Origin of the sequence: Streptomyces sp. NPDC048018 (genome assembly GCF_043202995.1) — a bacterium.
Classification (GTDB): Bacteria; Actinomycetota; Actinomycetes; order Streptomycetales; family Streptomycetaceae; genus Streptomyces.
Window position 1 is genome coordinate 42,807 of record NZ_JBIDBK010000002.1, and the last position, 13,594, is coordinate 56,400.

The 13,594-nt window shown below is 72.2% G+C and carries 15 protein-coding genes; 5 read left to right on the top strand and 10 right to left on the bottom strand.

The features are described 5' to 3' along the window. The first annotated feature begins 7 nt into the window (after window positions 1-7). From ACGF1Z_RS06035 to ACGF1Z_RS06045, 3 genes are all read left to right on the top strand, one after another. Window positions 8-241, top strand: a complete 234-nt coding sequence (locus tag ACGF1Z_RS06035) for a hypothetical protein (protein ID WP_393000463.1) — start codon at window positions 8-10, stop codon at window positions 239-241. An 81-nt stretch (window positions 242-322) separates the two neighbouring features. After that, on the top strand, window positions 323-1,126 hold the full coding sequence (locus tag ACGF1Z_RS06040) for an SURF1 family protein (protein ID WP_393000465.1): 804 nt from the start codon (window positions 323-325) through the stop codon (window positions 1,124-1,126). A 63-nt stretch (window positions 1,127-1,189) separates the two neighbouring features. Then, the gene (locus tag ACGF1Z_RS06045; RefSeq protein ID WP_393000467.1) at window positions 1,190-2,968 is read left to right on the top strand and encodes a glycoside hydrolase family 15 protein; all 1,779 of its coding nucleotides are present in this window, start codon (window positions 1,190-1,192) and stop codon (window positions 2,966-2,968) included. A 238-nt stretch (window positions 2,969-3,206) separates the two neighbouring features. Here the strand turns inward: ACGF1Z_RS06045 and ACGF1Z_RS06050 are convergent, their stop codons facing one another. Together ACGF1Z_RS06050 and ACGF1Z_RS06055 are read right to left on the bottom strand one after the other, a co-directional pair. Continuing rightward, window positions 3,207-5,633, bottom strand: a complete 2,427-nt coding sequence (locus ACGF1Z_RS06050; protein ID WP_393000469.1) for an LAETG motif-containing sortase-dependent surface protein — start codon at window positions 5,631-5,633, stop codon at window positions 3,207-3,209. Window positions 5,634-5,799: 166 nt separating this feature from the next. Further along, complete coding sequence (locus tag ACGF1Z_RS06055) at window positions 5,800-6,525, bottom strand: DUF6333 family protein (RefSeq protein WP_393000471.1); 726 nt, start codon at window positions 6,523-6,525, stop codon at window positions 5,800-5,802. A gap of 58 nt (window positions 6,526-6,583) precedes the next feature. Here ACGF1Z_RS06055 and ACGF1Z_RS06060 point away from each other — a divergent pair, with 58 nt between their 5' ends. Further along, window positions 6,584-7,339, top strand: a complete 756-nt coding sequence (locus ACGF1Z_RS06060) for an SDR family oxidoreductase (RefSeq protein WP_393000473.1) — start codon at window positions 6,584-6,586, stop codon at window positions 7,337-7,339. 59 nt (window positions 7,340-7,398) lie between these two features. Here the strand turns inward: ACGF1Z_RS06060 and amaP are convergent, their stop codons facing one another. Genes amaP through ACGF1Z_RS06085 form a run of 5 tightly spaced genes read right to left on the bottom strand, consistent with a single transcriptional unit; the run spans window position 7,399 to window position 9,636 of the window. Continuing rightward, the gene (amaP, locus tag ACGF1Z_RS06065; RefSeq protein WP_393000475.1) at window positions 7,399-7,986 is read right to left on the bottom strand and encodes an alkaline shock response membrane anchor protein AmaP; all 588 of its coding nucleotides are present in this window, start codon (window positions 7,984-7,986) and stop codon (window positions 7,399-7,401) included. A gap of 4 nt (window positions 7,987-7,990) precedes the next feature. After that, on the bottom strand, window positions 7,991-8,593 hold the full coding sequence (locus ACGF1Z_RS06070) for a DUF6286 domain-containing protein (RefSeq protein ID WP_393000477.1): 603 nt from the start codon (window positions 8,591-8,593) through the stop codon (window positions 7,991-7,993). Then, on the bottom strand, window positions 8,590-8,949 hold the full coding sequence (locus ACGF1Z_RS06075; protein ID WP_393000479.1) for an Asp23/Gls24 family envelope stress response protein: 360 nt from the start codon (window positions 8,947-8,949) through the stop codon (window positions 8,590-8,592). Before ACGF1Z_RS06075 ends, ACGF1Z_RS06070 begins: the two co-directional genes overlap by 4 nt. 6 nt (window positions 8,950-8,955) lie before the next feature. Next, on the bottom strand, window positions 8,956-9,147 hold the full coding sequence (locus tag ACGF1Z_RS06080) for a hypothetical protein (protein WP_376629834.1): 192 nt from the start codon (window positions 9,145-9,147) through the stop codon (window positions 8,956-8,958). Between the two features lie 30 nt (window positions 9,148-9,177). Further along, entirely contained in the window at window positions 9,178-9,636 is a 459-nt protein-coding gene (locus tag ACGF1Z_RS06085; protein ID WP_393000481.1) for an Asp23/Gls24 family envelope stress response protein, read from the bottom strand. Window positions 9,637-9,728: 92 nt separating this feature from the next. Here ACGF1Z_RS06085 and ACGF1Z_RS06090 point away from each other — a divergent pair, with 92 nt between their 5' ends. Further along, window positions 9,729-10,376, top strand: coding sequence for a hypothetical protein (locus ACGF1Z_RS06090; protein WP_393000483.1), 648 nt, complete (start codon window positions 9,729-9,731; stop codon window positions 10,374-10,376). Window positions 10,377-10,391: 15 nt separating this feature from the next. Here the strand turns inward: ACGF1Z_RS06090 and ACGF1Z_RS06095 are convergent, their stop codons facing one another. From ACGF1Z_RS06095 to ACGF1Z_RS06105, 3 genes are all read right to left on the bottom strand, one after another. Beyond that, the gene (locus ACGF1Z_RS06095) at window positions 10,392-11,201 is read right to left on the bottom strand and encodes an enoyl-CoA hydratase/isomerase family protein (RefSeq protein WP_393000485.1); all 810 of its coding nucleotides are present in this window, start codon (window positions 11,199-11,201) and stop codon (window positions 10,392-10,394) included. Window positions 11,202-11,330: 129 nt separating this feature from the next. Next, on the bottom strand, window positions 11,331-11,552 hold the full coding sequence (locus ACGF1Z_RS06100) for a helix-turn-helix domain-containing protein (protein ID WP_006123601.1): 222 nt from the start codon (window positions 11,550-11,552) through the stop codon (window positions 11,331-11,333). A 344-nt stretch (window positions 11,553-11,896) separates the two neighbouring features. Beyond that, window positions 11,897-13,495 carry an ABC-F family ATP-binding cassette domain-containing protein gene (locus tag ACGF1Z_RS06105; RefSeq protein ID WP_393000487.1) on the bottom strand — a complete coding sequence of 533 codons (1,599 nt, stop codon included), beginning with the start codon at window positions 13,493-13,495 and terminating at the stop codon, window positions 11,897-11,899. Window positions 13,496-13,594 lie beyond the last annotated feature (99 nt).

Below are 13,594 nucleotides of genomic sequence, written 5' to 3' on the forward strand. Positions count from 1 at the left end.
GTGGCGCATGGCACGTTGTGAGGTCTGCGGAAACGATTACGGCATGTCCTTCGAGGTGCACGCGCAGGGCGCGGTGCACGTCTTCGACTGCTTCGCCTGCGCCATCCACCGCATGGCGCCCATCTGCGAGCACTGCCGGGTCCAGATCATCGGACAGGGCGTCGAGGTCGGGGGCAACTGGTACTGCGGCGGCCACTGCGCCCGCGCGGAGGGGAGGGTGGGCATCGTCGACAAAGTGTGACGAAACGATCCTCTGGTCACTCGCCCCGGTGACCGGAACCCCCGTGCGGTCGCCCCACGGCCTCGCATGTACGGTCGTGGGGTGTACCGCTTCCTGTTGTCCCGGCAGTGGGTGATCCTCACCCTCCTGACCCTCGTCCTCATCCCCGTGATGATCGAGCTGGGCTTCTGGCAGTTCCACCGGCACGAACGCCGGGTGGCCCAGAACACCCTGATCGCGGACAACCTCGCGACGAAGCCCGTCCCGGTCGAGGAGCTCACCTCCCCCGGGCACACCGTCCCCCGCGCCGACTACTGGCGCCACGTGACCGCCACCGGCACCTTCGACACCGCGCACGAGGTCGTCGTGCGCCGCCGCGTCTCGTCCGACGAGCGGGTCGGCGTGCACGTACTGACCCCGCTGGTCCTGAAGGACGGCAAGGTCGTGCTGGTGAACCGCGGCTGGATCGAGGCGGCGGACGACCAGCGCGCCTATCCGCGGGTGCCGCCCGCCCCCCGGGGCGAGGTCACCGTCACCGGCCGGCTGATGGCCGACGAGACCACCGGCGCCAGCGGCATCAAGGACCTCAAGGGCCTGCCGGACCGTCAGGTCATGCTGATCTCCAGCGCGCAGCAGACCCAGCTCATCGGGCGCCCCGTCCTCGGCGGCTATCTGGAGCAGACGGCCCCCGAACCGGCCGGCGGCACCCCCGAGCCGATCCCCGACCCCGACCACGACTCGATCGGCGCGCACATGGCGTACGCCGTGCAGTGGTGGCTCTTCTCGTCCGGCGTTCCGGTCGGCTGGGTGATCCTCGTCCGGCGCGAGAAGCGCGACCGGGAGGCGGCGGCCGGGGAGTCCGGTTCGGCGGCGGGGACCCCCGAGCCCGCCGGGGCGACCGCCTGAAGACCTCCGGTGCGCCCACCCGGAGTTGATTGACCACCGCCACTTGCGGGAACAGGCCGAAGCGTGACGCAACGTATCGACGACTACGCCCTGATCGGCGATCTCCAGACCGCCGCGCTCGTCGGCCGCGACGGGTCGATCGACTGGCTGTGTCTGCCCCGGTTCGACTCGGCCGCCTGCTTCGCCGCGCTCCTCGGCGACGAGAACAACGGCCACTGGCGTATCGCCCCCGAGGGCGCCGTGACCTGCACGAGCCGGCGCTACGCGGAGAACAGCCTGGTCCTGGAGACCGTGTGGGAGACGCGTACCGGCGCGGTCAAGGTGATCGACTTCATGCCGCAGCGCGACAGGGCGCCCGACGTCGTCCGGATCGTCGAGGGCGTCCGCGGGCGCGTGGAGATGAGCTCGGTGCTGCGCCTGCGCTTCGACTACGGCTCGATCGTGCCGTGGGTGCGCCGGACCGACGGACACCGGGTGGCGATCGCCGGACCCGACTCGGTGTGGCTGCGCAGCGAGCCCCCGGTGAAGACCTGGGGCCAGCAGTTCGCGACCTGCTCGGCGTTCACCGTCACCGCCGGCGAGAAGGTGGCGTTCGTCCTCACCTGGCACCCCTCCCACGAGCCGCGCCCCGACCTCGTCGACCCCTTCGCGTCCCTGGAGCAGTCGCTCGCCGACTGGCGGGCGTGGGCGTCCCGCTGCACGTACGAGGGGCCCTTCCGGGAGACGGTCCTGCGCTCCCTGATCACCCTGAAGGCGCTCACCTACGCCCCGACCGGCGGGATCGTGGCCGCGGCCACCACCTCCCTGCCCGAGGAGCTCGGCGGCGTGCGCAACTGGGACTACCGCGCCTGCTGGCTGCGCGACTCCTCTCTCACGCTCAACGCGCTGCTGTCCGCCGGGTACGTCGAGGAGGCGGAGGCCTGGCGCGACTGGCTGCTGCGCGCGGTGGCCGGCGACCCGGCCGACCTGCAGATCATGTACGGCCCCGCCGGGGAGCGCCGACTGCCCGAGACCACCCTGCCCTGGCTGCGCGGCTACGCGGACTCGGCGCCCGTACGGATCGGGAACGCGGCCGTGGAGCAGTTCCAGCTGGACGTGTACGGCGAGGTGATCGACTCGCTCTTCCGGGCCCGGGAGGCCGGGATCCCGGCGCAGCGGCATGCCTGGAACCTGCAGTTGAGCCTGCTCGGGTTCCTGGAGTCGACCTGGCGCGAGCCCGACGAGGGGCTCTGGGAGGTGCGCGGGCCGCGCCGGCACTTCGTGCACTCCAAGGTGATGGCGTGGGTGGCGGCCGACCGGGCGGTACGGACCCTGGAGGACGATCCCTCGCTGCCGGGCGACCCGGTGCGCTGGCGGACGCTGCGGGACGAGATCCACGCGGAGGTGTGCGCGAAGGGCTACGACCCGGAGCGGAACACCTTCACCCAGGCCTACGGTTCGACCGAGCTGGACGCGGCGACCCTGCTGATCCCGCGGGTGGGCTTCCTGCCGCCGGACGATCCCCGGGTGGTGGGCACGGTCGACGCGGTACGGGCGGAGCTGACGCAGCACGGGCTCGTCCGCCGCTACTCGACGGAGGGCGCCTCGGTCGACGGACTGCCGGGCCAGGAGGGCACCTTCCTGGTCTGCTCGTTCTGGCTGGCGGACGCCCTGCGGATGACCGGCCGGGTGAAGGAGGCGCGCGAGCTGTTCGAGCGGCTGACCGGGCTGTGCAACGACGTCGGGCTGCTGGCCGAGGAGTACGACCCGGCGGGCCGGCGTCAGCTCGGGAACTTCCCGCAGGCCTTCAGCCACATCGGCCTCGTGGGCACCGCGATCGAGCTGGCGGCCGAGGAGTCCTGAGCGGGGCGGGGCCGGAGCGGGGCGGGGCCTGGGCGGGCCGGGCCGGAGCGGGCGGGGCCTGAGCGGGCCGGGCCGGAGCGGGGCGGCCCCGGGAGGTTCGGCGCGCGACCCGGGCGGCCCCGGCGGGTCCCCGGCCTCCCCCGGCGACGGCCTGCCCCCGCCCAGCGGCGATGGGGAGGGCCCCGCCCTCACGTACCCGTGTGAGAGCGGGGCCCGGTGGACCGGCGGGTGCCGGGGGTCAGCCCGTGGTGGACCGGCGGCGGCGCATCCACCACACGAGTCCCGCGCCGACGGCGATCACCGCGGCGGCCACGCCCGCGATGGTCCCGATCGGCGTGTCGGAGCCGGTGTGGGCGAGGTCGCCGCCCGGACGGCCGGGAGTGGCGGTGGGGGCCGGCGTGTGCGAGGGCTGGGCCGTCGGGGTCACGGTGGGTTCCCCGGTCGGCTTCGGCGTCGTCGGCTTCGGCGACGGGGTGGGCGTCGGGTTGCCGCCGCCGGTGTCGCCGGAGGAGTCACCGCCGATGTAGAGGATGTCGGTGTCCCGGTAGGAGGTGTCGTCCGACCGCATCGACGTCGTGGTGGTCGTGTCGAGCGTGCGGTTCTCGGTGACGAAGCGGACCTTGCTGATGTTCTTCTTCGGCTGCTTCGAGAAGTCGACACCGCCGACGATGTAGACCCGGACGCCGTGGTCGGTGTCCACGTCGTACGTGAACTCACCGTCGATGAAGATCTTCCGGTAGCGCTTGAAGAGCTCGTCCTTGTCCCAGTTCTCGTGGGGCGCGCGGAGCGGCCAGCGCTTCACGTCATCGCTGCCGATGATCTTCCGGAAGTCGCTCTCCTGCTTCGCGTCCTGCTGCCGGATCCACTCGGCGGCGACCCGGGAGGTGTAGACGCGGCGCAGGTCGGCGTACTGCGGCGCGGTGTTGATGATCTTCTCGACCTCGGGGACGATCAGCGCGTCGACGACCTTCTGCGCCGCCTTGACCTGCTCCGGGCCGGGGTCGCAGATCGGCTCGCCCGGACCGTGCGTGACGGTCTTCTGCGCGGTGGACTTCAGGGCCAGCGGGGCGTCCAGGATGTAGATGCCGCCGTCCTGCTCGCGGACCTGGGCGGGCTTGGGCTCGATCCAGTTCCGCAGGCCGGGCATGCAGGGGTTGCCGTTGTCCTTGGGCAGGGCGGCCCAGTAGCGCTTGCCGAGGTCCGTCTTGGGGTCCATGGCCTTGAAGAAGTCGTGCTTCATCTGGAGGTCGGCCTCCAGCAGCACCCGGCCCGCGTCCGTCGAGGCGAACTTGGCGTCCATGACGCGGTTCGGCTCGTCGGGGTTCAGGTTGACCCAGAACTTGTCCGGCGTGAGCGCCAGCCAGGTGAAGAGTGCGTCGGAGGCGAGCTGCACCTTCTCCTGGCCGCCGAAGCCCGGGTCCTCGTCCGGGTCGGGCATCATGTCGGCCTTCATCGAGTACTGCATGCCCTTGCCCTTGGCGAGGCCGCCGACGTAGCGCAGTTCGAGGGTGGTGAAGTCGATGCCGCCCGGTCCGCCACGCGGCATGGTGCCGCGGGTGTCGAGCCGGCGGGCCTCGGCCTGGATCTGCCGGGCCTCGTTCAGGGTGCGGCCGGAGCCGTTGACCCGGTCGTTGAGCGGTCCCCTGCTGCCGCAGGTGCCGGCACCGGCGGCAGCGAGTCGCGGCTGACCGGCCGGGCCGCCCTGGCAGCCGGGCGCGAACCAGGTGTCGTAGCGCGAGTAGCCGGGGATGGGCTTGGTCTGCGGGATGAGGTTGTACTGCCGCTGGAAGCCGCGGACCTGGTTGGTTCTGCCGGGCCGCATCCGCTCGACGTCACGGTTGAAGTCGTCGACGAGCTTGCGGTGCTTGGCCTCGAAGTTCTTCGCGCCGACGAAGCGGAAGGTGTGATCGGGCATCGACTTCGCGATGACCCGGTCCTTGCGCAGCTGCGACAGCTCCGGCTTGCTGTTGGACTTGAACTCGTTGAACTCCTTGGTGCGCTGGTTGTACGCGTCGTACTTCCGGTACCCGGCCGGCTTTCCGTCCGCGTCGAAGAGGTCGACGTAGACCTCGCACAGCCAGTCCGGCCCGATCAGCCGGAAGTCCCTGACCACCTGCCTCTCGAACGCGTCTCCCTTGGTCCGGTTGCTCTCGTTGGTGACGAGGCCCCGGAAGAAGTGGTCGAAGCCCTTGGGACGCGGCTTCTCCAGGAAGCGGGCGTAGATCTCCATCGCCCGGTCGGCGGGGTCCCCCGTCGCCGCGGCCTGCTTCTTCCACGCCTCGACGTTCTTCGTCCGGTCGCCCGGCACCTTGGAGAGGGCCTTGGCCTCCTCGGCGGCCGTCGGCGCCTTCAGTCCGTCGAACGCCTTGCTCGGCAGCGGGTAGTTGAAGTTCTTCGGATCACCCTTCCACGCGTCGAAGTTGGTTCCCGGGGTCGTGGGGAAACCGGAGTTCCGCGGAGTGGTGCCGTAGGACTTGCCCAGGTGCTTGGAGTCGCACCGCTTCCCGGTGCCCGGCCGCAGCTTGGCCGTGACGGGCGCGGCTTCGGAGTGTTCGACCGGGACACCGGGCAGTCCGGTGAGCGTGACGGCCCCGGCCAGGCCGAGAGCGGCCGCGAAGCGCGCGACCAGCCGCCACCGGTTGGGTATGCGTATCGCCCTGTTCACAATGCTTTGTCTTCCCTCGTCGAGGGGGCGTCAGGGGGTGAGGGGCGGCGCATGGCCCCCGTGACGTGAGCGCCGCCCCCGGCTCACCCTAGACCGCCCCACCGACAGAGATGACAGGGTCATGCCCGCACCGGCGTGTCAATCCGGCGAAGGAACAGTCGAGTTGTCACACATGCGGAAGGAAGAGCTCCTCCATACGGCGCGTGTACGCCTCGGTGTGCCGCACCCGGAACGCTCCGATCCGGGACTCCGCCCACGGCCAGGGGTCGGCGTTCCCGAGGGCGAGGGAGACGAAGGCCCCCCACTCCACCTCCTCCGGCTCGGCCGCCAGATCCACCTCGGCGTCCGCCAGCATCCCGCGCGTGATCCCGAGTGCGGCGGCGACCTCGTGCGGATCGCCGGTGACCTCCCACGGCTCCGTCCCCGGCCAGCCGGAGGCGTGGAACAGCGTGCCGTCCGGCAGCGACACGAGGTCCTCGGTGTGGGAGTCGCCGCAGTCGAACGCCACCCGGCCGAAGATCCGCGCGTCGGTGAACCGCCGCCGGAGCCCGTCCACTTCGCGCCGCAGCGGCTCGTCGTTGCCGTCGTCGGCGAGCGCGGGGTCGCTGATGCCCAGGACGTTCCCCCACGCCCCGGCCAGGACCACGTCGAGGTCCGTCCGCTCGACCGGATACGGCACCTCGTTCGCGCCTCTCGCTCCCAGCTCCTCGACGACCTCCTCCACGGTGCCGAAGGAACGGACCAACTCCCGCGCCCTCGATGGATCGTTGGCCGGAAGGCTCCGGGCGTCCACGTCGAAGGGAGGCAGCAGGATCGTGATGTCACAGCGGCCGAACCCGCCGTGCACCGTACGGTCGGGGGGCGAGGACCAGTAGTCGGTGATGTCGCTCATGCCGCACACCGTACGGGTGTCACCGGCGGGCCCGGGGGCGGCAACCTAGAATCGGGCCATGGATCTTGGGCTGAAGGACCGTGTGTACGTGGTGACCGGCGCGACCCGAGGGCTCGGCCGCGCCTCGGCGGAGGCGCTGCTCGCCGAGGGCGCGAAGGTGCTGCTCACCGGGCGCGAGGAGAAGACCGTCGCCGAGGCGGCGGCCGAACTCGGGCCGAACGCGGCGGGTGTCGCCGCCGACAACGCCGACCCGGAGACCCCGGCCCGGCTGATCGCGGAGGCGCGGTCCCGGTTCGGCGGCTTCGACGGCATCCTCATCAGCGTGGGCGGCCCGGCACCGGGCTTCGGCGCCGACAACACCGACGCCGAGTGGGCGACCGCCTTCGACACCGTCTTCCTGGGCGCCGTGCGGCTGGCCCGCGCGGCGGCGGAGACGCTGACCGAGGGCGGGGTCATCGGCCTGGTGCTGTCCGGCTCGGTGCACGAGCCGATCCAGGGCCTGGCCATCTCCAACGGCCTGCGCCCCGGCCTGGCCGGCTTCGCCAAGTCCCTCTCCAACGACGTCGGCCCGCGCGGCATCCGGGTCGTCGGCCTGCTGCCGAGCCGCATCGACACCGACCGGGTGCGCTACCTGGACGGACTGTCCGGGGACGCGGACGCGACGCGCGTGGCGAACGAGGCGCGGATCCCCCTGCGCCGCTACGGCACCCCGGAGGAGTTCGGCCGCACGGCCGCGTTCCTGCTCTCTCCGGCCGCCTCGTACCTCACGGGCGTGATGCTCCCGGTGGACGGCGGCGCGCGCAGCGGCTTCTGACGCGGGCTCGGGTTCCCCGCGCCGGCGGGCCCAGGACCGGCCGGATCCGCGAGGAGGGCCTAAGCCACCCGCCGGGCCCGGTGTTTGACCGCGCGCAGCCGGGCCTCGGTGGGCAGGGCGGGGATCCCCGTCGCCGTACGGGCATGGGCCAGGGCCTGCTCGGACAGCGCGGTCAGCGCGTCGGCCGGGGAAGCGTACGGCTCCAGCTGCAGGGCGACCCGGGTCCGCGGCGCGGCGCGACGCCCGGTGAGGGCGACCCGGGCCCGGGCCACTCCCTCCTGCGCGGCCGCGTCGGCCTCCAGGACGGCCTCCAGGGCCCGGCCGCGCACCACGGCCTCCTCGCCGTCGCCGCTGTCGACGAGCACCTCCCGGAGCCGGGCCCGCCGGAACTGGGCGATCAGCCACCACAGGGAGAGCAGCACGAGGACCCCGAGCACGGCGATGACCACCGGCCACCACCAGCTCTCGTCGCGCCAGTGCTGACGCTCGGCACGGGTGAGCAGCACGTCGTCCGGCCCCGACCAGGGCCACCAGGGGGGCACGGGCAGATCGAGGCCGGCCGCCAGGACGGCGCCGCCGCCCACCACGAGCAGCAGCCCGACCAGGGCCAGCACGATCCGGTTGACGCGTCGGAGCACGACGGTCACGGCGTCACCCCTTCCTGGGCGGCCGGGCCACCCGTACGGTCAGGGCCGGCGGGTGGGCGAGCCCCAGTTCTTCGATGCCGCCGCCGAGGACGCCCTCCAGGTCGGCGCGGACCACGTCGAGTTCGCGGAAGTGGGAGACGGCCCTCACCTTCACCTTGGACCGGCCCATCCTGACCTGTACGGACTGCACGCCGGACACTTCCACGGCCCGGTCGCGCAGGGCCAGCCCGGCGGCCTTGCGGTCCAGCCCGGCCCGTACGTCGGTGTGCTCGCGCCGCATGGGCAGCACGGCCCGCAGGCCGGGAGTGGCCGCCAGGACGAGCAGCCAGAGTCCGAGCGCCACGGCGAGCGCGGCCCCGGCGAGGACCCAGACGTCGTCGAGGTGCCAGGTGGCCAGGTCGTCGGCGAGGGTGCTGCGCCAGGCCATGGCGGTGTGGTCCGCCCGTACGGCGGCCACGTCGTACAGCAGCAGCCCCGCGCCGCCGAGCAGCACGACGGCGAGGATCGCGGCGGGGATCCGCCGCACGGCCCAGAAGCGCCGCGGGGTGGGCGCGGGGGACGGCGGGTCGTGATCGTCCTGGCGGACGGGGACGGTGTCGGTGGTCACTTCAGGCGCCCCCGTCTGTGGTCATGGGCGGTGTGCACGGAGTGCAGCCGTTCCACGTGGACGGACACCTCGTGCACCTCGATGCCCACCAGGGTCTCGACCCGCTGCCGGACCCGGCCGCGCACGGCGCCGCACTGGCGCCCGATGTCGGCGGGATAGTCGAGTTCGAGAGTGACCGCGACCCGGGCGACGTCACGGTGCACGACGACCGTGGCGTGCGGCGCGGAGCCCTCCTTGGGCAGCGCGTCGAGCGCCTCGCGTGCCGCCTGGGCAGCGATCTTCGCGACGACCCGGTCGGCGATCGTCGTCGCTCCCCGGGTCGCCGCGCCCACCCGGTCCTTCACCAGGTCCGCCACCGGCCGTCACCGCCGCCGGTCGCCGCGCTCGCGGCCCCGGAACAGATCGCCGAACTCCAGGTCGCCCTCCAGGAAGCGCCCGACCACGAAGCCGATCGCGCCGAGGGCCGCGACCAGGACGAACGCGCCGAAGCCACCGAAGTACCCGGCGAAGCCGAGCGCCATGCCGGCCACCAGACCGACCACCGCCATGCTCATGCTGAGCCCTTTCCGCCGTAGGACCGTCGTCTACTGAAGCCGGCTCTCCGGCTCCTCTTCCTCTTCCTCCGGCAGCTTGACGTCGCTGACGGCGATGTTGACCTCGACGACCTCCAGGCTGGTCATACGCTCGACGGCCGCGATGACGTTCTCCCGGACGGCGCCGGCCACCTCGGAGATCGACACGCCGTAGTCGACGACGATCTCCAGGTCGAGTGCGGTCTGCAGCTCTCCGACCTCGGCCTTCACGCCGCGGGTCACACCGGACTTCGTGCCGCCGCCGGGGACGCGGTCACGGACCGCGCCGAGGGTGCGGGAGAACCCGCTGCCCATGGCATGGACGCCGACGACGTCGCGGGCGGCCATGCCGGCGATTTTCTCGACGACGCCGTCGGCGATCGTGGTGCGTCCCCGGGCCGCCGGGTCACCTCCCCCGCGCTTGGTCACGGGGTTGGGGTTCTGCTGCTCGGAACGCGGATTGTCGGCCATCGCCAGCCATCCCTTCTCTCCGCTTTCATCTGGTTTGCCCACATTAAGGCGAGTTACCCGGTCTCGCGCCGGGAATGCGGCAGGCTGGAGCAATGACGACTGCTGAGGTGTGGCGCACGACGGACCGGCTGCTGCCGCTCGGTGAGGCGGCGGACGGTGCGTGGATCGCGGAGCGGACGGTACGGGACCTGCTCGTGACGACGGCGACGGAGGTGCGGGGCGTGGTGCCGGGCCGCCCCCGGTTCCGGCTCGCCCGGGCGGCCGCGACGCCGCTGCCCGTACCGCCGGGGGGTCTCCCGCCCGGGGCACTGGAGGTGTCGCTGGACTTCGCCGCGGTGCCGGGCCGCCCGCTGCCCGTGCTCGCGGACCGGCTCCGGGCCGCGCTGCTGCAGGCGGCGGAGGACGGGCTCGGGCTCCCGGTCGAGTCCGTGAACCTGCGGGTGACGGAGCTGCTGGCCGCCGCCCCCGATCCGACGCCCCCCGTACCGCCACCCGGGCGAACGACGCCGCCCGCCCCCGGCTCCCCCGCGGCGCTCGCCGCCCTGGCGGTCGCGGGCGTCGCGGCCCTGACCGATGTCTTCGGCACTCCGCTGCAGCAGAGGGAGGGGATGCTGCGCGTCGAGCTCGCGGTCACCCGGGGCCGGCGCCCGCTGGACGTGGTGCGCGCGGTCCGGACGGCGGTGACCGCCGCCGCCCCGGAGGCGACGGCGGTCACGGTGCTGGTGTCGGAGCTGCGCTGACGGGCCGGGTACGGCTCAGTCGCCGAGGCCGGCCAGGTCGCGCAGCCGCCGGGCCTGCGCGGCCCGCTCGGCGACGCGCTGCTCCTCGTACGAGCGCCCGGAGACGCCCTGGAGCAGGGCCTTGGTCTCGATGACGGCCGAGCGGGGGGCGGCGAGCAGGGCGGCACCCAGGTCCCGTACGGCGCCGTCGAGTTCGGCGGCGGGCACGGAGAGGTTGGCCAGGCCGATGCGCTCCGCCTCCTCGGCGTGCACGAAACGCCCGGTGGCGCAGATCTCCAGGGCGCGTGCGTAGCCCACCAGGGAGACGAGCGGGTGCGTCCCGGTCAGGTCCGGGACGAGGCCCAGGCTGGTCTCGCGCATGGCGAACTGCACGTCGTCGGCGACGACCCGCAGGTCGCAGGCGAGCGCGAGCTGGAAGCCCGCGCCGATGGCGTGCCCCTGGACGGCCGCGATCGACACGATGTCGCTGCGGCGCCACCAGGTGAACGCCTCCTGGTACTCGGCGATGACCGCGTCGAGGTCCGCGTCGGAACCGCGCGCGAGGTCGAGGAAGGACGGCTCTCCGTCGAAGCCCTCGGGCGTGAAGGCCTGCCGGTCGAGGCCCGCGGAGAAGGACTTGCCCTCACCGCGCAGGACCACGATCCGCACGCTGCCCGGCAGTGACCGGCCGGCCTCCGTCAACGCCCGCCACAGAGCGGGAGACTGGGCGTTGCGCTTCGCCGGTCGGGTCAGGGTCACCGTGGCAACGGCGTCCTCGACGGTGAGTCGTACACCGTCCTTGTCGAAAACGAGCTCTGCGTGCTCAGAGTCGTGGAGCGAAGTCATGGGGCGCCTCCGGTTCCGGTGCAGCACTGCATCCGATGCTAAGTGACTGCACAGTAACCACCCGGTCGACCACACGACCGACCGGGTGGCCACCGGAAGACCCGGTGGGCCGGACAGGCCGCCCCGATGTCAGGCCGAGGCAGCCTTCTTGCCCCGTGTCGCTCCGCCGCGTCCCCGCAGCGTGACTCCGGACTCGCTGAGCATCCGGTGGACGAACCCGTAGGAGCGGCCGGTTTCCTCGGCCAGCGCCCGGATGCTCGCACCGGAGTCGTACTTCTTCTTCAGGTCTGCCGCGAGCTTGTCGCGCGCGGCGCCGGTCACCCGGCTGCCCTTCTTCAGAGTCTCGGCCACCCGTGCCTCCTCATGGGAAGTGCGCTCTGGACTTCTCATGATCACCCCTCTCGGACGTCCTGGCCACCCATTCGACAAGGTCCGTGCCATTCCCTTGGGCCGAGCGCCGCGGACCGCCACGACCGGAATTGATCGTTCCGCTGGGTCGGAAACCCGCCCCTCCTCCCGGTTCACCGGGAAGTGCCAGGTCAGCGCCCCTACGCGAACACGAGTGCGGCGCGGGGCCTGACGGAAGGATTCCGCAGACCCCGCGCCGAAGGTACGAGACTCACTCACTCATATGAAGGATCACCCATGAGCCGAATGATCCAGCCCGGGGTGATCACCCGGCCCGCTCGCCGGACTCAGGCCAGGGCGACCAGGTCCGCGTAGTCGGCGCCCCACAGGTCCTCCACGCCGTCCGGGAGCAGGATGATCCGCTCCGGGTCGAGGGCCTCGACGGCGCCCTCGTCGTGGGTGACGAGCACGACCGCGCCCTTGTACGTGCGCAGCGCGCCGAGGATCTCCTCGCGGCTGGCCGGATCCAGGTTGTTGGTCGGCTCGTCGAGGAGCAGCACGTTCGCGGAGGACACGACCAGGGTCGCGAGCGCGAGGCGGGTCTTCTCACCGCCGGAGAGGACTCCGGCCGGCTTGTCCACGTCGTCGCCGGAGAACAGGAAGGAACCGAGCACCTTGCGGACCTCGACCAGGTCCAGGTCGGGCGCGGCCGAGCGCATGTTCTCCAGGACCGTGCGCTCGGGGTCCAGCGTCTCGTGCTCCTGGGCGTAGTAGCCGAGCTTGAGACCGTGGCCGGGCGTGACCTCGCCGGTGTCCGGCTGCTCGACGCCGCCGAGCAGCCGGAGCAGGGTGGTCTTGCCCGCGCCGTTGAGGCCGAGGATGACCACGCGCGAGCCCTTGTCGATCGCGAGATTCACATCGGTGAAGATTTCGAGGGACCCGTACGACTTGGACAGGCCCTCGGCGGTGAGCGGGGTCTTGCCGCAGGGCGCGGGCTCCGGGAAGCGGAGCTTGGCGACCTTGTCGGAGACGCGGACCGCGTCCAGGCCCGACAGCAGGCGCTCGGCCCGCTTGGCCATGTTCTGCGCGGCCACGGTCTTGGTGGCCTTGGCGCGCATCTTGTCGGCCTGCGAGTTGAGCGCGGCGGCCTTCTTCTCCGCGTTCTGGCGCTCGCGCCTGCGGCGCTTCTCGTCGGCCTCGCGCTGCTGCTGGTAGAGCTTCCAGCCCATGTTGTAGACGTCGATCGTGGAGCGGTTGGCGTCCAGGTAGAACACCTTGTTCACCACGGTCTCGACCAGGTCGACGTCGTGGGAGATCACGATGAACCCGCCGCGGTACGTCTTCAGGTAGTCCCGCAGCCAGACGATCGAGTCGGCGTCGAGGTGGTTGGTGGGCTCGTCGAGGAGCAGGGTGTCCGCGTCGGAGAAGAGGATGCGGGCGAGCTCGATACGGCGGCGCTGACCACCGGAGAGGGTGTGCAGCGGCTGCCCGAGGACCCGATCGGGCAGGCCGAGGGCGGCGGCGATGGTGGCGGCCTCGGCCTCGGCCGCGTAGCCGCCCTTGGTGAGGAACTCGGTCTCCTGGCGCTCGTACTGCCGCAGCGCCTTCTCGCGGGTGGCGCCGGCGCCGGTGGCGATGCGCTCCTCGTTCTGGCGCATCTTGCGGATGAGCACGTCGAGGCCGCGGGCGGAGAGGATGCGGTCGCGAGCGAGCACGTCGAGGTCGCCGGTGCGCGGGTCCTGCGGAAGGTAGCCGACCTCGCCGGAGCGGGCGATGGTGCCGCCGGCCGGCTGCCCCTCGCCCGCGAGGCATTTGGTGAGGGTCGTCTTGCCCGCTCCGTTTCGGCCGACCAGGCCGATGCGGTCGCCCTTGGCGACACGGAAGGAAGCGGACTCGAGGAGGACACGGGCACCGGCGCGCAGCTCGATGCCGGAGGCGGTGATCACGGACAGACTCCAGGGCGATGGGTAACGGCGGAAGGACGGCTGAGCGGGGCTTCGACGCCGCTAATGCACGGGGAGAATGGCCATGCGGCCAGTCTAACG

What these genes read in the sequence shown, in the direction of transcription:
- ACGF1Z_RS06035 (WP_393000463.1), top strand. Translation starts at nt 8, where the DNA reads ATGGCACGTTGTGAGGTCTGCGGAAACGATTACGGCATGTCCTTCGAG.
- ACGF1Z_RS06055 (WP_393000471.1), bottom strand. Translation starts at nt 6,525, where the DNA reads ATGAGCGACATCACCGACTACTGGTCCTCGCCCCCCGACCGTACGGTG.
- ACGF1Z_RS06060 (WP_393000473.1), top strand. Translation starts at nt 6,584, where the DNA reads ATGGATCTTGGGCTGAAGGACCGTGTGTACGTGGTGACCGGCGCGACC.
- ACGF1Z_RS06080 (WP_376629834.1), bottom strand. Translation starts at nt 9,147, where the DNA reads ATGAGCATGGCGGTGGTCGGTCTGGTGGCCGGCATGGCGCTCGGCTTC.
- ACGF1Z_RS06085 (WP_393000481.1), bottom strand. Translation starts at nt 9,636, where the DNA reads ATGGCCGACAATCCGCGTTCCGAGCAGCAGAACCCCAACCCCGTGACC.
- ACGF1Z_RS06090 (WP_393000483.1), top strand. Translation starts at nt 9,729, where the DNA reads ATGACGACTGCTGAGGTGTGGCGCACGACGGACCGGCTGCTGCCGCTC.
- ACGF1Z_RS06095 (WP_393000485.1), bottom strand. Translation starts at nt 11,201, where the DNA reads ATGACTTCGCTCCACGACTCTGAGCACGCAGAGCTCGTTTTCGACAAG.